Source organism: Pantoea sp. B566 (assembly GCF_024793925.1).
Lineage (GTDB): Bacteria > Pseudomonadota > Gammaproteobacteria > Enterobacterales > Enterobacteriaceae > Pantoea > Pantoea ananatis.
This window is the reverse complement of record NZ_JANUQL010000003.1, coordinates 3,456,626-3,472,793: the sequence shown is the minus strand read 5'-3', so window position 1 is coordinate 3,472,793 and position 16,168 is coordinate 3,456,626. Positions and strand designations below refer to the sequence as shown.

Here is a 16,168-nt window from a genome sequence, read left to right as displayed (position 1 = left end):
AATCGCGCAACGACTTGCATTTTTTTATCCGCCCGCCTCGCATTCGCGTTATCGTCGCAGCATGAACACTTTCCCCCCTTGATAAGGACTGAGTATTGATGCGTAAACCTCCCTTTCTGCTGGTCACACTGGGCCTTTTGATGTCGGTTACCTCTCAGGCGCAGGCTGAAGGCTGCCTGAAAGGCGCGCTGGTGGGCGGCGTAGCGGGTCATCTTAAACATCATGCGGTTGCCGGTGCCGTGGCGGGTTGCGCAGCAGGCCATTACCTGGCGAAGAAGCATAAAGAAGAAGACACTAAGCAAAGTCACTAGCGGTTCAGTTGGGGTTGCCAGTCGGCCGCCCCGCCAAAGGTTACGCCTCGGCGTTGCAATGAAATCCACGCCTGCCTTTCCCATTCTGCTTTCCTCCCCCAGCCCACCAATAGTCTTTGATCGACATCGCTTTCAACTCGCGTTAATGTGCCAAATCGTGTTTGAAAAGCCGCGAAGCGTGCCGCCCTGTCTGGCTGGCGCTGAGGTAAATCAGGACAAATGGATGAACGCTGATAAAGTCAATCGGGCTAAAGGCGCATTAGTTGGGTTGGCGCTGGGCGATGCGTTAGGTACCACCCTTGAATTTCAGCCCAGACCGGCAAAACCGGTTGTAACCGACCTGGTTGGCGGTGGCCCCTTTATGCTTGAACCCGGTCAATGGACGGATGACACGTCCATGATGCTGTGTCTGGCTGACAGCCTGATCGAACGGGGCGAAAATGCTCCTGCCGATCAAATGCGACGCTATATCAACTGGCGCGATTATGGTTATAACTCCTGCACCGGAACCTGTTTCGATATTGGCACTACCGTCGCCCTCGCGTTAAAAAAATTCAGCGCTGAAGGCATTGCGCTGGCGGGCAGCACCGACCCCAGAAGTGCGGGCAACGGCAGCCTAATGCGCACCGCGCCTGTGGCATTATTCATGCATCATGCCCCTCTCACTGCGGTCTTTGAAACGACGAAACTGGCCAGCGCCACCACTCATGCAGAACAGCGATGTATTGAGGCCTGCCAGTACATCACGGGCCTGATCCACATGCTGCTCAACAGCGATAACACACCGACCAAAGCAAGGCTATTCAACGCGTTTCATTCTGCGCAGTACTCATGGATAAAAACACTGCATCCGGATTCTTTAGCCATCATTCAAGGGCGCTACCGTCTTAAATCCCGTGATAAAATCAGCAGTTCTGGCTATGTGATTCACTCACTGGAAGCCGCTCTCTGGTGTTTCTGGCACAGCGAGACATTTGAGGAAGGGGCGTTACTGGCGGCGAATCTTGGCGATGACGCGGACAGTGTCGCCGCTATTTATGGCCAGCTTGCGGGCGCTTATTATGGTTACGATGCCCTGCCTGAATCCTGGCTGTCACGACTGGCCTGGCACGATGATATTGAGCAACGGGCTAATCTCCTGATTATCAGACAAGACGATACAGTACTAAAACGCTTCATCGCTGACTGCCAGGACGATATTGAAAACAACATGCCGCTATCCGCCGAAAAAAATCAACTTATGCTGACGGGGTTTGGATGGAATCGGTGGATAACCAACAATATGTCGCTGAGAGAAAAAGAAAGGATTTCGCACGCCTCTGTCGCTGAGTGCCTGAGTCTGGTGACCGTTTATACTCGCGGCGATCGCTATATTGAGGGATTGCTCCATAAATCCGCATCGGATGGGACACTGGACGCCATTATTAACAGGCTGGCAATATTGATTCAGGATGAATAACGCCAGCCAGGTTGCTGACGCTCAAACGGCAAAAGGAGACAGGAGGATGACAGGGCCTTATGAACAGGGGCACTGGACCGCGCATGGCTTAAAACCCCATTATCATCATCTCAAACAAGGAGAACGGTACATCGTATCCCGCCCTTTTACGGATTATGACGGCGTCAATCATCCCACAGGGGAACAGTGGCGTTTTCTCGGATACAACTATGTGCCCTATCACGACGGTCTTTCGTTATTTGTCAGTGTTGATGACCAACACGAATGGCATATTCGCCTTTGCTATATCCCAGAAGAACAGAAAGACTTAATCGACACGCTTGATCGTTACCTTGCAAAAGTGGGCTGAGACACATCCAAACGCCACAGTGCTCTACGCCAGGCTCCAGGCATCAGACGGAATATCCCCGTTGATGCCTCGTTTCTGATTAAGGCAAAGCGGCTAATTTTTTTAAAGACCCCGCCCCTCTCGTTAAGTCAAAAAAGCCTCGCGTTGAGGATGACGTAATTACTGGACGCCATCTTTACCACAGCGATGTCTCAGCGCCCCTGTATTTGAACCGCTGCAACCGTCAACACAAACGGCGTCGGCGTACAAACCGCCAGCGCCAGTTCGCCTGCCTGGAGCGTGCTGACCGACAACGTAGTCGGTGCCGTGCTGTCGATGCAGGCCATCTGCCAGGCACTTGGGCCACGCTGCTTGATGATCGCCTCTTTTAACGTCCAGATGCGCCAGAAGGCCGCTAACTGCTGATCCGGAGCTTCCGCCGCTATTTGCGCCTGTTCCTGCGCGCTGAACAGGTTTTCCGCCAGGCTGCGCCAGCCCGCTCTTGGACGCAGCACCTCAATATCGCAGCCGACGTCCCCTTCATCGCTGAGCAGCAGGGCAATATCGTCGCCGCTGTGGCTAAGGTTAAACCAGAGCCGCACATCGGTGGAAAAAGCCGGTTTGCCGTGCTGGCCAACGACAATCTCCGGCAGGGGCGAAATCACAGAGGCAAGCATGACGCGACCGGCAAGCCAGCCTGCGCGGCGGGCGCCCAATGGGGCACGATCTTTCAGCACAGACGCTGTCGGGCCAGCGCTGAGCGAGGAGATTTTTCCCAGAAAGATCTGATACATATCAGTGCCAGCGTTTGATGATGATGGAGGTGTTAATGCTCCCGGGAGCAGTTGTACCAACCGGGGATTGCTTGCAGGCCAGTCGCTCAACATGCGTCATCCGGCATTTCAGCTCGCGGCAAATGAAACGTTTAACCTGAATAGCGGAAAGCCCCTTCCGGGCGATGAACACTTACTCGCCCGGAGGGATCTTTTTCTTGAAGGACAATCGACCGGCCTGCCATCCTGAAACCACGTCACAGGCAACCGGCCGTGCCTTTTGCAGTGGTGAGCCATTTCAGGTGCTTTGATTTCAAGGCGGTGCACTCTGACAACCTCGACGCCTCGCCAACGGCACCACTCAGCGTGCCTTTTCCATTAAGCCGCCTTGCCACCCTGGACCGTGGTTGGACTTTCTATCCTGCCTGCAGCGGCTTGCGCACAAACAGGCCGTAGCTCAGCGCGCCCAGCATCAAGAGCGCTGCACCAAGCAAAAACACGTTGGTGAATTTGCCGGTGGTATCCAGAATAATGCCGGTAACGATCGGTGCCATTGCCGCCCCCAGGAAACCGCCAAAGTTCTGAATGGCGCCCAGCGAGGCCACCTGCGACTTCGGCGCGATGTCACTGGCCAGCGTCCAGAGCGCCCCCTGCGGCATCTGCGAGAAGAAATAACCCAGCGCCAGCAGGCCAATGGCCAGCGGGGTGCTGTTTACAAACGGAATCGGCGCCACGAAGCAGGCTGCCAGGGCCGCACCCGATACGATTGGCACCTTACGCGCGGTGATGGCTCTGACGCCCCGGCGCACCAGGTTGTCTGAAAGCATCCCACCCACCAGCACGCCCAGAATACCGGCCAGAAACGGAATGGAGGCAATCCAGCCGGTGGCTTTGAGGCTAAAGCCCAGCGATTTTTCCAGATAGCCCGGCAGCCAGGTCAGATAGACCCAGATCGTGAACATAATGGAGAAGTTGCCGATCACCATAAACCAGGTGGTGCTGTGTCGGAACAGCGCACGCCAGCGAACCTCGCCCTTCGCTTGCGGCACTGCGACGCTGGGTTGTCCGGCATGCAGCAGCGCATCTTCCCGGGCATTGGGATCGCGATAAAACTTCCACCACGCCAGCAGCAGGGGAAGCCCCATTACGCCGATCGCCACAAACATGCCGCGCCAGCCTAAGGTCAGCAACAGCACGGTCAGAATGGGCGGCGCAATGGCGTTGGCAATTTGCGAACCGGTATTAATAATCGCAGTGGGTAAACCGCGTTCACTGTCGCCAAACCAGCGATGGGTGATTTTAATTCCCGAGGTAAAGAACGGGGATTCGGACACGCCCAGCAGCATACGCAGACCGTAGAAATAGCTGTAGCTGTTGGCAAACGCCGTCAGCACGGTAAAGCCCGACCACAGCCCCAGCGCCCAGGAGAACATCTTTTTGGGGCCTAACTTGTCCACCAGCCAGCCTGCGGGCAGGTTAGCCAGCGCATAGGGCCAGAGAAACGCCGACAACAGCAACCCCATTTCGGTTTGCGAAAAGCCAAATTCCGCCGCAATGGTGGTGTTGGCAATACTCAGGTTGGCGCGGTCCAGGTAATTCACTATCGCCGCCAGCAACAGCAGCGTGACAATGCCCCAGCGCAGCTTCCCTTTCAGCGTGCCCTGCCCGCTCAACGTTGTTTCTGACATCGCCGCAGAGGGTTTCATGATGCCTCCCGCCCGGCAAACAGATCGAGATGGATTTTAATCACCGCTTTACGGATAGTCTGCGCCACCGGCGACGCACAGCCAGGGCGATGAATATCGTGAGGGAAAAACAGCGCAAACTGCCCCGGCGTCAGCGCGATGCTGTACTCATCCGTGATGTCCTGATAAAACACCACGTCATTTTCCTCCCGCCGGTCTTCCGCTATCACATGCTGCGGATGGGCACGCGTCACGCCGATGGTTTCGCGTCCGGCCAGCAGGTACTGAATATCGACATAGCGAAAATGGGATTCGGCCCGGCGGGCGCTGGCGGGCTCGGTCGCCATTTCCTGAAGCAGGCAGAACATCTGGTTGTCGGGCAGTAAATCGTATTTCCCCGTTTCCATCTGGCTGAAATCGCTGGCCGCTATCCAGCGAATCGCCTGGTCAACGATGGGATGAAACGCGTGACGCTCACGCGCCCAGTCAAGTTGATCGCATACAATCATGGTGTTTTCCCTTGTGGTAAAACGGTGCAGGAACAGACGGTGTCCGGTTTTTTTATGAAAGACGGTGTTGCCACAGCGCACTGCCATCACGAATCTGGTCAAGCAACACGCCAAGCCCCCAGAACTTCTCCAGCACGTTGTCCCGGTTAACGCGGCAGTGCTCGCTGGCGAAGGTGCCGAGGCGCTGGTGATAAATTTTGGCGTTTTTGGGATAGCCAAGGGTTTCGGTGACGGCGCTCAGCGACAGGAACAGCGACAGCTCATGGGCTTTCTCAGGCTGCTGGGCGCCCTGGTGATAAAGCCAGACGTAGAGGTTCGGATGAAAGTTCGTGAACACGCCGCTGAAGCCGCGCGAGCCCGCCTGGATGGCCGGCCACGCAATGGCCGCATTGGCGTTAATCACCGCCAGCGGCGTGCCCTCCGCCAGCCTGACGCGGCGTTGCACCGTGGGCAGATCGCAGCTCACGTCTTTCAGCACCACAAAGCGGCCGCTGTTGGCACAGAAGCTGAACTCGTCGTCGCTCAGCAGACGACGATACGGCGCCGGGCACTCGTAGAGCCCCAACGGCAGCCCGGCAGGTAGCGCGTCCAGAATGTGATTCAGGTGAGCATAAAAGGTTTCGCTTCCCTGATTGTGCGGATCGAGGTGATTGGTCACCAGCACCAGCGCATCGATGCCCGTTCCGGCCATCGCCTGCAATTCCTGAGTCTGCTCGCTTAACCCATCGCTGATGTGGCCGGAGGCAATCACCGGCACCCGGCCCTGCACTTTCTCCACCACAAAACGCGCCAGCGCAACGCGCTCGTCCAGGCTGAGAGACTGCATTTCGCTGGACTGGCACACGGCGAACAGCGCATCCACGCCCTGCGCCAGATACCAGTCGATCAGGCGTGACAGGCCGGGGTAATCGATCTGATTCTCTGCAGTGAATGGGGTCAGCATGACGGGGACAATACCTTCAATCTTTTTCATGGTTTCTCCTGCCAGCGCCAGCGCGCGGCTGTTGCGTTACGTCGGATTATCGTTGGTTAAGTCGGGTGATGACCTGATGCCGCTTGGGCATATTGCTTGCGCCTTCCCGCTCTACGGCCAGGGACGCAAAGGCCGATGCCCATGTGGCGGCCTGCAGTAACGGCTGCCCCTGCGCCAGCGCGGCGGCCAGCGCGCCGTTAAAGGCATCGCCCGCGCCGGTGGTGTCCACACTGAGCGCAGGAAAGGCGGGAATGACGTGACAATGCGGCGCGTCGAACAGCAGCGCGCCGCGCGCGCCCATGGTGATGATCACTCGCTGCGCCCCCTGCGCCACAATCGCCTGCGCCGCCTTACGCGCACTCGCCATGTCACAGATTTCAATGCCCGAGAGCCGCGAGGCCTCGGTTTCGTTGGGCGTCAGCACATCGATCATCGGCAGAACGTTCACAACCTCTGACGAGAACGGCGCCGGGTTCATGATGATGCGGACGCCCAGTGCATGTGCCAGCCGGATAGCGCTGCGCGTGGCCTCGACGTTGTTTTCCAACTGCAGTAACAACACATCCGCATCGGTAAGTTCATGGGTCAGCTCGGCAATTTCGGCATCCGTCAGGGTTTTATTGGCACCGGGGTAGATGGCAATCATGTTCTCGCCGTTTTCCTGCGAGACATAAATGATGGCGCTGCCTGTGGGTTCGGTATCCGTCTGGTATAAACGGAAAGAGTGAATGTCCGATGACGAAAGGTGATCAAACGCAAACTGGCTGAACCGATCGGTTCCGACCTTGGCAACAAAATGGACGCGCGCTCCGGCCCGGCTGGCGGCCATGGCCTGATTGGCCCCCTTGCCGCCGGGCCCGAGTGTGCTGCCGTGCGCCATCAGCGATTCACCACTTTGCGGAAAACGCGCCACCCTGGCGACGATATCAACATTGAATGCGCCAAGGATGCAGACTTTTCCCTGCCTGCTGGTGGTCTTTACGGTGGTTTTACGCCCCTGCAACCGCTTGAGTAAAACATCAAAATGGCCACTTTCGCTGATGAGCTTTTCCTGCAGATTACGGCGTTGCACTATGGCACCGCCGTAGCAGCGCTGAACCAGCCCCTGCTCTGCCAGCGCACGCAGATCGGTGCGAATCGTCTCCCGAGTAACACGCAACTGGCTCGCCAGCCCGTTAACGGTGACGCGTTCATGTTCGTCCAGCCATTGCAAAATTTGATTGCGTCGTTCTTCCAGAAACATCATCCCCCTCCTGCCTCGCCGTTAAGCGTAAGGGAGCGCACGCAGCGTGAAAGTGATGCAGATCTCAGCACCTGGGGAAAAACGGAAGTAAACGGAAGTGAAGGGTTGTGTCGCTAAAGCGTTATCAAAGCGGGCATTGTGATGGCTGAAAAGCAGAAAATGTGAATCGTGAAGGGCGAGAAACAAAGGGTCTGTGGACGGTAAACGCGCGTTGAATGCGGATGATCACCTTCAGGAAAGGCCTGGCTTATCGCGCTGAGCATCTGTCGTGCGTCCCCGCCAGGCACCTGAGCGCGGGCTAACGTTTTCGCTTTCGGTATCCCCACGAGGCCAGGACAGCCAGCACGAGAGACAGGACGAACTTCACCACGATGAACGTAAACGAATAGCTGTTCATCGCCTCTTCGCCATCGCCTTCGATAGTGATATGGCTCATGAATAACGTGTTGATCCAGCTATCCGGGATCAGCACAAAAGCCGCCAGCAACACAATAATAAATATCGCAATTTTCATCTCACACCACACCGACTAAAATCTGGAATGCCGCGCACATCAAGGCGGCCATAAGCCATCAGGTCTTTCCCGCCAGGCACTTTTATCTTAGGTATCCGCAGCAAAGCATTTCTGAGGGTTTGAAAATCCGATGAACTGTACAGCGTTACACAGCCCCACGAAACCCCGGTGCCGTCGCTGTTCAATGGGTGAAGCCGAAAGCTGCCCCGACGTGTGCCATTGACGTAAGCATGATCACTCATGGTTTCTGCGTTATATAAACCAAACCATTCGGAATGATGATTTCTGTACAAATGATACGCATCAATCACTTCTGCACGCAGCTGATTTAGCACGCTTCCTTTCGGACGGTCGACTATCCAGTATGTGCCCGGCGGGATCGCGGCCTTTTCTCTATCTGAACAGTCTGGGTTATTGAGATAACGGTCAATTCCTGACAAAACATCAAATGAGCCGATGCCGTAACAGTCAAGCTTGACCCTTTTTCCGTCTGGCGAGAGACGAGCATAGTCCATCGTACAGATTTGCATCTCACATCCTTTGCGGGTGGCACAGGGTGAAAATAATACTGAATCCCTGTTCAACATCAAACGACGACCTTTTAGGATTCCTCTTATAAAGTTGCAACATCTTCCTTCACGCTCGTATTTTCATGAACGCTGAACATCGCCATCATTTCTTTTTTCAGCAGGACTAAACGCTCCGCACCGGCAGCGTAAACGAACAAAAGAGAAAAGCGTCTGAGTAAAAAACATTTATAAAAGCGCGATCTTATTTGCGTTAAAAACGACAGGCTGCCTTATTGACCATCAGGCATCCAACCCGCTGTGGTGATTAACATCACGTCTGAATCAGTCGAAATAAAAACGCACCTCGCCTCTCAACCTGCAAGGGACATGCCCTTATGCACGCCAGCAAGTGGCTTCAGGCATAAAGATTTGGCTGCAACGTCTTAGTGTTAACCTGATTCCAGGCCATCTTGCCGCTATTTAATCTTTTTACATGTGTGGGTTACGTTGATCACATTATTTACCAAAAGTGATTTTCACGGCATTAAACAATGAGCCTTATCACACCACGCAATTCCGTGTTTATTGCAAAATCGCTTACCTAATAATAACAAGGTGCAATCATGAGATTTACTAACACTCAATTAATTAACCTGCCTCTAATTTAAAAATCATGTCACCTGTTTAGCAAAGTCATAAGGAAAAGGTAACAATGAGGGAGCAATCATGAAAATAATCAAACATTACCGATGGCACATGATATTACTGGTGTGCTTTATTACGATTATTAATTACCTCGATCGCACTGCGTTGGGCGTTGCCGCCCCGACAATTATGAAGGAGCTGGATATTACTAAGGAGCAATATTCCTGGGTCGTCAGCGCCTTTCAGCTGGCTTATACCATCGGCCAGCCCGTGATGGGTTATTTCATTGATACCATTGGCCTGAGGCTGGGCTTTTTTATCTGCGCCATCGTCTGGGGGCTGGCCACCTTAGCGCACTCACTGACCGGTTCCTGGCAGGGCCTGGCGTTTATGCGCGCCATCATGGGCTTTAGTGAAGCCTCGGCGATTCCGGCCGGGGTGAAAACCGCTGCCACCTGGTTTCCGGCGAAGGAGCGCGGCATTGCCACTGGCGTATTTAATATGGGCACCTCTTTTGGTGCCATGCTGGCACCGCCGCTGATCGCCTGGTGCATACTGTTTCACAGCTGGCAGTTTGCATTTCTGGTTGCCGGTGGACTGGCTATTGTGGCGGCCTTTATCTGGCTCATCTTTTATAAAGATCCCAAAGAGGCCAAACGGCTGTCGGCGGACGAGCGCGCCTATATTGAGGGCGGTCAGGAAAAACACCTTCATACCGAGCAGAAAGAGAAGACCTCTAAATTAGCCATCCTCAAACAGCGTAATTTCTGGGGCATTGGCCTCTCACGTTTTCTGGCCGATCCGGCCTGGGGCACCATCAATTTCTGGGTGCCGATCTTCTTTGTGGAAACCCTGCACTTCAGCCTGAAAGAGATTGCGATGTTTGTCTGGCTGCCGTTCCTGATGGCCGATCTGGGCTGCCTGGCCAGCGGCTTTGTGGCGAAGTTCCTGAACGATCGCGGCATCGGCCTGATCAATTCGCGCCGTATTACCTTTACGCTCGGGGCGGTGCTGATGACCACCATCGGCCTGGTCAGCATTGTTCAAAACCCCTATGTCGCCGTGTTGCTGATCAGCATTGGTGGCTTCTCGCACCAGTTGCTTTCTACCGTAGCTGCCACGCTGGGCGCAGACCTGTTCAGGAAGGATGAGGTCGCGACTGCCGTCGGCATGGCTGGCGCCTGTGCCTGGTCCGGTCAGTTGATCTTTAACCTGTTTATCGGCGCGTTTGTCAGCATCATCGGCTTTGGTCCGTTCTTTGTTGCGCTGGCGGTGTTTGACCTTATCGGTGCGGCGGCTCTGTGGATTCTGATCAAAGAACCAAAGGAACCTGGAGAACCGGATGCCGGGTTAGCGGTATCGCAGTAGTGTTGTCGCGGAATGTGTCCCGGGGCACGTGAAGGGACGTGCCTCCTTTTTCAGCTTCAGGCGACCAGTACGACGCGGGAACATTCTCATCGTCGAAAGTGCGGGATTCAGTGCTGAACAGCGTTAATCACGTGGGGTCGAGCATTGCTGTGCACGTCCATCCAATACAAGCCGTTATGTATGTTTTTTAAAATTATGTTAATACATGCTTATGCTTTCTGTTGGGGTTGGATAGATGTGGGATATGTCTTCATTCTTTGCAGCATTACTGGTTTACAGCATAGGGACGGCATCGCCTGGCCCGGGCAATCTTTCCATTGCCAATGCGGCGATGAACTATGGTCGTAAAGCTGGTCTGGTGCTGGCCACCGGTGTGATTTCAGGTTCGATTTGTTGGGGCCTGTTAACCGCCTTTGGCGTGTCCGCGATTTTGGTTTCTTCCCACGGTTTTATCGTCTGGTTAAAACTGCTCGGCGCGGCTTATCTGCTCTGGCTGGCCTCGAAAGCGCTGCGCAGTGCCTTTCGCCCTAGAGAACTTTCGGCACGACCAGCCCAGGCCCACGCGCGTTTACGCGGCTATTATTTGCAGGGTTTGGGATTGCACCTGACCAATCCCAAAGCCGCGTTAACCTGGTTCACCGTGACCAGCGTGGGCCTGACGAACTCTGCGCCACAGTGGCAGAGCTATATTCTGGTCGCCACCTGCGCACTGACCGGCGTGATGATATTTAGCCTGTATGCGCTGATTTTTGCTTCGCAAATGGCGGAGACGTATCTCAATCGGGCACGGCGCAGTTTCGATCTGATTTGTGCGGGGTTTTATGCGTTGGTGGCGGTGGGGTTTTTGGTGTCGCTGGGTTAAAAAAGCCCCTTTCACAGGCGGTTGTTCGATCTGCCTGGCGCGTCAGCTTCGCAGATAACAACCTGAGGATACGACTTGAAACTGACATGACGCTGGCTGACTTCATGCAGAGCCTCAGAAAGACGAAGACCTCTTAGCTAGCACCGCACTCAATTCGGGCCTGGATTATTCACTGACGCTTCGCCGAGTCAGTGCGGTATCGATCCCGCGCTGATGCTCAGCTAGCTCCAACTTACTTAAAGTTTGAGCTGTGGTTTATTAACCCCTTGGTCTGGAAAGGAAGAGACGTCGTCGCGCTAACTGCACGGCAATATGGTTACAGAAGGTTTTTAGCGACGGAAATACGAAACCAATAAAGATCAACGGAAGACGTGAAGAAGCAGGCTGTGATTTTTGGACTACACCAAAATGTTTATAACAGTAAGCGTCGGCATGGTTCGATCAGTGAAATGTTCCTGCCTGAAGCGTAAATATTCTATTATCAGATTATTGAGGTCTTTAAGATTGCCCATGGCGTTTCAGCGCGACTTTAAGCAGGCGCTTCACCAATGGCGCTATTTTATGTTGAGCATATTATCGCTATCTGTATTATTATCACGAACATGAAAAATCTTTTCCAACACTTACCACACAGGCTGATAGTGCTGACGATATGGGCAGTCGTTTATTACCTGTCTGGCGTGCTGTCGCTGCGATTTGACGATCCTCAGTTGCACATATCTGTCGTATGGTTTCCTGCTGGCGTCGCCACTGCGGCGTTTTTAAATTCGCGCTGGCGACTATGGCCAGCGCTGTGTGTTTTGTTTGTTGTGCTTGATGTGATTCTGGACAAACCTTCGTTCAGCAGGCTGCCGACCGAGACGTTTTACGCCATTCTTGATCTGCCTTCTTCACTGATAATTGCGTGGATAGTGAAACGTTTTTCCCGGCCCGGTGATGATTTAAATATTATTATGTTGTGGTTCGCCTCAACCATTATCATCAGCTTTCTGGATGCCGTGCTTTTCGGTATCGGACTCTCATTAGCAGGAAAAAACAGCTTCTCCGATCTGTTCTGGACCGGTTTTATTGCCGACATGACCGGCATTTTCCTGGCCACCACCATTATTATGGGCTTTGCTAACAGCCGCCTTACCACAGCCGTTCAGATTTCCATCAAAACACTTCTGTCAGGCTTAACGCTGCTCGCCGCGCTTGTGGCACTTTCGTTGTGGATATTCAGTGGCGGTGTTAAAGAATTTAGTATCGCTAATACGATCACCCACGATGAAAGCCTGATTTTCGCTTTCAGTTGCCTCCCGATTATTCTTGCCGCTTTTTTAACGCTCTTCTGGGGTAATCGTGGCGGATCGATAGCGTTATTAACGTTGTCAGGTTGCGTTATCTATTATGCCGATAAGGGCGTGGGGCCGTTCTTTCTCAAGGGATTATATACCGGTGAACCCCTGCTCCTTGTGCAGTGCTATTTAAGCGCCAGTGCGTTGCTGCTGGTTTTTTTACGGGTGGTGACGCGAAATATTTACCGCTTCAATTCAGAAACCGACGCACGACTCAATTTACAGGCCATTTATCAGCTAAACCTGACAGAGGGCACGCTCTGCTGGGAAAACCTTTCTGGTGAACTTGCTGCGCTTCCTCGCGAGATTCTTGAAAAGAAAGAGGCAATACTGGCGCAATTGCATCCAGAGGATAAACAGCGCCTCGCCGGACACTGGCAGGCCATTCCACGTCAGCAGACGCTTCCTGCGATTCAATTCAGATTGCAATACGGAAATGGGCAATGGCTGCACGTTACCGATAGCGGAGCACTGATGTTCGAGCGTCAGGGATCGCTGTTCATACTGGGTAACTGGTCGGTTTCCACCTGACTTTTCAGCGCATTTAGGAGAGGGATAGATTGATACAGATAGCCATGTTGCTACTGGGTACGGCATATATTAAGCGAAATGCCCGATACCTTTCGGTTGCCGCAACACTGTGGTTTATCACAGGTATATTACTTTTCATCGATGGTCTTGACCTTCACTCGTACTTCCCATTACAGATCTTTGGCTATATTCTGCTGCTGGAAAGCATGCTTACACTTTGTGTTGCGACCAGCGCTGTCGGAACAAAAAAGAGCATTCTTTTTTTCAAAGGCGGCATATTTTTATTCGTATCACTGATTATCATCGTTAATCAGGAATACAGTAATGTCCTGCTGGCTGTCATTTTTGGTTTTACTTTTTTTATCATCGGCTTCTTCACCAGCTTTTCCTCTTTTATTGTGCGCTTTCCCCGCTGGAAGCTGACGCTTATTTATGGACTGGGATTAATTTCCTTTTCGTTCTTCCTGCTCAGTCACCATGATGCGACCGTATCATTCTTTATTGGTTTTCAGATGGTTACCAGTGGGTTGAGTACCCTTGGCATCGCCAGGAAGGCGATGCGGATGAAAAGAGGTACGTCTATTTTTCAGCTGATTCAACCCGGCGACGTACTGCTGAGTAGCTCACCTTTAATCCAGGAACAAGAACTGACCGCCCCCCATCCGGTGCCGACGTCTGCTGCAGCGCGCGCACTGATTGTGCACGTATGGACGCCTGAAGAAACCACCGAAGCCAGGCCTGTTTCGCGCCCTGTCATTAACCGTTATATCGCCGCCGTGGACGAAAATGGTGTTATCTCAACCGGACACGCGGCGCTTGAAGTGGCTGATTATCTCTACATCAGCCTTTATCCTGCCGAGGAGATTGATCGGTCTCCTTCGGAGTTTTTGCGCACACTTAAGGCCACCCGTGATAATGATGTGGCAGGGCGCTTTCTGCCAGACTACGCCACAGAATCCTCAGAATGGTGTCATTCTGTACGTCAAATCGAGTTTAAAAAATTCAGCCTGCGGAAACTGAATCACTTCTGGGAATCTTATCGCCGCAATAACACCTACAACCTGACTTATCGTAACTGCTCAAGTAGTGTTGCCTATGCTCTTGAAGCCGCCCTGGATGGTGCGCTGGCACATGAGCGAAAACTGAGCGACCTGCTGGTGCCGGAGCTATGGATCGCCGCACAGGTGCGTAAACGCGCGCAGATCATGGCCTGGACGCCTGGCCTGGTAATGGATTACAGCCGGGCACTGAATGCGCTGGTGCATCCCGTTCCTCGCCCCTGGTATCACCGTCTGCCCTGGCGCCGTGCCATAGAAAAATAACCTGCCAGCCCTATCCGCAAACCGTTCAGGACAAAGGCGGTAACGGCTTATCAGGCTCGTCCGGGGCCATGAATACGCAGATCCACTGCGGCCATCAAACAGAAGAGGCCGCAAAGCACGCCGACCATCAGCGGTAAGCCATTCTGCGTTGCTGACATGGCAAGGCCACACAGCAGCGGCCCCAGTAGAGCCCCTGCGCCCCATGCTACCGAGGCGGCGGCATATACGCCTGCGAGCTCTGCTCCACTGAATGTCGCGCCTGCCCAGGTTATTGCGACGGTATAGATCCCCACGAACATCCCACCCCACACAAAGAGGATCAGATAAGCCGCAACCGGCCAGGATAATAACCATGGCCAGATGGCCGCTCCCACCGTGGACAACAGCGCCAGTATGACGATGAGTCGTCGGCGGTCAACGCTGTCAGCAATCATGCCAACCACAGGCTGTAAGAGAATGGCACCCAACATCAGAACCGAAATTAATCCAACGGCATGTTGTCGACTCCAGCCATGGGACTCGGCATAAAGCGGTAAAAAATTAAGTCCGGCCACTTCGACGGCAGCATTTAACCCCGTGGCAACGATCATTAAAAAGGCGATACGGATGCTTTTCAGAAAGCCAATAGCGTGGCTGGTTGACGAGTGATGCTGCGCCATGCCCAGCAGCTTAACAAGCACCAACGCCAGGAGAACAATGGCCGTGCCGATAAAGAAAGGAAAATTGCTCTGGCTTGCGCTAAGGGTCAGTATTAACGGGCCACAGGCAAACCCTGTTGAGATGCCAGCGGTGTACCATGCCATTGTTCTTGCCCTTGCCTGCTCAACGGTCGCGTCATTGATCCAGGTTTCTGTGAGCACCATTATAATCTCACTGAAAATGCCCAAAGCAAGCCGGAGTCCGAACCAGTAAATAAAAGGCAAACAGGTAAAAAGCAACATGATGACGGCCACGGCGGCAAGCGAAGTCCCCAAAAGCAGCCTTGGGTGGAAGCGCTGAAAGAGACGAGGAATAAAAGGTGCGACAGCAAAAACGCCAATAGCCTGCATCGCGGCATTGAGTCCGATATAGCTTTCGCTGAAACCATTATCCTGCAATCGTGTGGCGATCAACGGTGCGCTAAGGCCGTAAGTCAGGCCAAAGATTGCCACACAAATAATGACAGAAATGAGATCTTTTTTGTTCATTACGCTCCAGGTCCCTTACAGGCTGCGGTTGCCTTGTTTCCAATTGCCTTTAACAAATTAAAAAACATTATGCGATTATGCGATTATGCGATTATGCGATTATGCGATTATGCCTGAGAATAATTTTGTGTTGCATAACGGAATAGCCCAGTCCCAGCGCCCCGATCCGTTCAGAAACAGAATGACACCTCGAAGGAAGATGCATAATTTCCGCCTCCCTTGCCAGACAGAAACCGGCTAAAGAAAAAGATTCAAAAGTGCTTTTACTCTTCAGGAATATCAACGGATTCTAGCGTAAGTGAGACAAAATGCGTGCATTTGTGAAATAACGTTGGCCGTTAGGTTTCTTGTGCATTAAGGGCCGAATTACCTGCATCTGACGCTTGTGTTCACTGTGCAAAGAGTGGACACGCTGAATCACGAAAAATGATTCAGACACGATGGAACCTTGATGATATCGGCTTTTAGATTCAGCAGATGCCATCCGATTGCCCGAGCCATCCCAACACCTGCAGTTTTACAACATTCCCATGTAATCAAAAACAGCACTGTGATTACTTTCCGTGTTGCTTAGGCTTGTTCATCCGCTCGCGTTTCAGCAGTTGGGAAAAG

15 protein-coding genes are annotated in these 16,168 nt (G+C 53.2%); 7 read left to right on the top strand and 8 right to left on the bottom strand.

Annotated features, from left to right (window positions below):
• Positions 1-98: 98 nt before the first annotated feature.
• From NYE92_RS17860 to NYE92_RS17850, 3 genes are all read left to right on the top strand, one after another.
• Positions 99-311: a hypothetical protein gene (locus tag NYE92_RS17860; protein ID WP_259019311.1), complete on the top strand. Its 213-nt coding sequence runs from the start codon at positions 99-101 to the stop codon at positions 309-311.
• A 223-nt stretch (positions 312-534) separates the two neighbouring features.
• Positions 535-1,770, top strand: a complete 1,236-nt coding sequence (locus tag NYE92_RS17855; protein ID WP_259019310.1) for an ADP-ribosylglycohydrolase family protein — start codon at positions 535-537, stop codon at positions 1,768-1,770.
• Positions 1,763-2,119 (top strand): DUF3601 domain-containing protein, encoded by a 357-nt coding sequence (locus NYE92_RS17850; RefSeq protein WP_259019309.1) that lies wholly within the window; start codon positions 1,763-1,765, stop codon positions 2,117-2,119. Before NYE92_RS17855 ends, NYE92_RS17850 begins: the two co-directional genes overlap by 8 nt.
• Before the next feature lie 191 nt (positions 2,120-2,310).
• Here NYE92_RS17850 and acpT read toward each other — a convergent pair whose 3' ends face one another.
• The 7 genes from acpT to NYE92_RS17815 all read right to left on the bottom strand — a co-directional run bounded on the left by acpT (position 2,311) and on the right by NYE92_RS17815 (position 8,325).
• Positions 2,311-2,892 (bottom strand): 4'-phosphopantetheinyl transferase AcpT, encoded by a 582-nt coding sequence (gene acpT, locus NYE92_RS17845; RefSeq protein ID WP_015701034.1) that lies wholly within the window; start codon positions 2,890-2,892, stop codon positions 2,311-2,313.
• A 395-nt stretch (positions 2,893-3,287) separates the two neighbouring features.
• Positions 3,288-4,577: an MFS transporter gene (locus NYE92_RS17840; protein ID WP_014606675.1), complete on the bottom strand. Its 1,290-nt coding sequence runs from the start codon at positions 4,575-4,577 to the stop codon at positions 3,288-3,290.
• Entirely contained in the window at positions 4,574-5,065 is a 492-nt protein-coding gene (locus NYE92_RS17835) for a YhcH/YjgK/YiaL family protein (RefSeq protein WP_105080514.1), read from the bottom strand. Before NYE92_RS17835 ends, NYE92_RS17840 begins: the two co-directional genes overlap by 4 nt.
• 52 nt (positions 5,066-5,117) lie before the next feature.
• On the bottom strand, positions 5,118-6,038 hold the full coding sequence (locus NYE92_RS17830) for a dihydrodipicolinate synthase family protein (protein ID WP_014606677.1): 921 nt from the start codon (positions 6,036-6,038) through the stop codon (positions 5,118-5,120).
• Positions 6,039-6,084: 46 nt separating this feature from the next.
• The gene (gene rbsK / locus NYE92_RS17825; protein ID WP_259019509.1) at positions 6,085-7,281 is read right to left on the bottom strand and encodes a ribokinase; all 1,197 of its coding nucleotides are present in this window, start codon (positions 7,279-7,281) and stop codon (positions 6,085-6,087) included.
• 298 nt (positions 7,282-7,579) lie between these two features.
• Positions 7,580-7,795, bottom strand: coding sequence for a hypothetical protein (locus tag NYE92_RS17820; RefSeq protein ID WP_014606679.1), 216 nt, complete (start codon positions 7,793-7,795; stop codon positions 7,580-7,582).
• Positions 7,792-8,325: a DUF2778 domain-containing protein gene (locus NYE92_RS17815; RefSeq protein ID WP_022622305.1), complete on the bottom strand. Its 534-nt coding sequence runs from the start codon at positions 8,323-8,325 to the stop codon at positions 7,792-7,794. The genes NYE92_RS17820 and NYE92_RS17815 overlap by 4 nt, the downstream gene beginning before the upstream one ends.
• A gap of 705 nt (positions 8,326-9,030) precedes the next feature.
• Here NYE92_RS17815 and NYE92_RS17810 point away from each other — a divergent pair.
• From NYE92_RS17810 to NYE92_RS17795, 4 genes are all read left to right on the top strand, one after another.
• Positions 9,031-10,317, top strand: a complete 1,287-nt coding sequence (locus NYE92_RS17810) for an MFS transporter (RefSeq protein WP_259019307.1) — start codon at positions 9,031-9,033, stop codon at positions 10,315-10,317.
• A gap of 235 nt (positions 10,318-10,552) precedes the next feature.
• Positions 10,553-11,179, top strand: coding sequence for a LysE family translocator (locus tag NYE92_RS17805; protein WP_014606682.1), 627 nt, complete (start codon positions 10,553-10,555; stop codon positions 11,177-11,179).
• 548 nt (positions 11,180-11,727) lie between these two features.
• Positions 11,728-13,047 carry an MASE1 domain-containing protein gene (locus NYE92_RS17800; protein WP_116584783.1) on the top strand — a complete coding sequence of 440 codons (1,320 nt, stop codon included), beginning with the start codon at positions 11,728-11,730 and terminating at the stop codon, positions 13,045-13,047.
• A gap of 29 nt (positions 13,048-13,076) precedes the next feature.
• On the top strand, positions 13,077-14,369 hold the full coding sequence (locus tag NYE92_RS17795) for an MFS transporter (protein ID WP_088900695.1): 1,293 nt from the start codon (positions 13,077-13,079) through the stop codon (positions 14,367-14,369).
• Positions 14,370-14,419: 50 nt separating this feature from the next.
• Here NYE92_RS17795 and NYE92_RS17790 read toward each other — a convergent pair whose 3' ends face one another.
• Positions 14,420-15,556 (bottom strand): MFS transporter, encoded by a 1,137-nt coding sequence (locus NYE92_RS17790; RefSeq protein ID WP_105087769.1) that lies wholly within the window; start codon positions 15,554-15,556, stop codon positions 14,420-14,422.
• Positions 15,557-16,168: the final 612 nt, after the last annotated feature.

Excerpts from the sequence above, each read along its gene's own strand:
- NYE92_RS17860 (WP_259019311.1), top strand. The coding sequence starts at position 99 with ATGCGTAAACCTCCCTTTCTGCTGGTCACACTGGGCCTTTTGATGTCG.
- NYE92_RS17855 (WP_259019310.1), top strand. The coding sequence starts at position 535 with ATGAACGCTGATAAAGTCAATCGGGCTAAAGGCGCATTAGTTGGGTTG.
- NYE92_RS17850 (WP_259019309.1), top strand. The coding sequence starts at position 1,763 with ATGAATAACGCCAGCCAGGTTGCTGACGCTCAAACGGCAAAAGGAGAC.
- acpT (WP_015701034.1), bottom strand. The coding sequence starts at position 2,892 with ATGTATCAGATCTTTCTGGGAAAAATCTCCTCGCTCAGCGCTGGCCCG.
- NYE92_RS17840 (WP_014606675.1), bottom strand. The coding sequence starts at position 4,577 with ATGAAACCCTCTGCGGCGATGTCAGAAACAACGTTGAGCGGGCAGGGC.
- NYE92_RS17835 (WP_105080514.1), bottom strand. The coding sequence starts at position 5,065 with ATGATTGTATGCGATCAACTTGACTGGGCGCGTGAGCGTCACGCGTTT.
- NYE92_RS17830 (WP_014606677.1), bottom strand. The coding sequence starts at position 6,038 with ATGAAAAAGATTGAAGGTATTGTCCCCGTCATGCTGACCCCATTCACT.
- rbsK (WP_259019509.1), bottom strand. The coding sequence starts at position 7,281 with ATGTTTCTGGAAGAACGACGCAATCAAATTTTGCAATGGCTGGACGAA.
- NYE92_RS17820 (WP_014606679.1), bottom strand. The coding sequence starts at position 7,795 with ATGAAAATTGCGATATTTATTATTGTGTTGCTGGCGGCTTTTGTGCTG.
- NYE92_RS17815 (WP_022622305.1), bottom strand. The coding sequence starts at position 8,325 with ATGCAAATCTGTACGATGGACTATGCTCGTCTCTCGCCAGACGGAAAA.
- NYE92_RS17810 (WP_259019307.1), top strand. The coding sequence starts at position 9,031 with ATGAAAATAATCAAACATTACCGATGGCACATGATATTACTGGTGTGC.
- NYE92_RS17805 (WP_014606682.1), top strand. The coding sequence starts at position 10,553 with ATGTGGGATATGTCTTCATTCTTTGCAGCATTACTGGTTTACAGCATA.
- NYE92_RS17800 (WP_116584783.1), top strand. The coding sequence starts at position 11,728 with ATGGCGCTATTTTATGTTGAGCATATTATCGCTATCTGTATTATTATC.
- NYE92_RS17790 (WP_105087769.1), bottom strand. The coding sequence starts at position 15,556 with ATGAACAAAAAAGATCTCATTTCTGTCATTATTTGTGTGGCAATCTTT.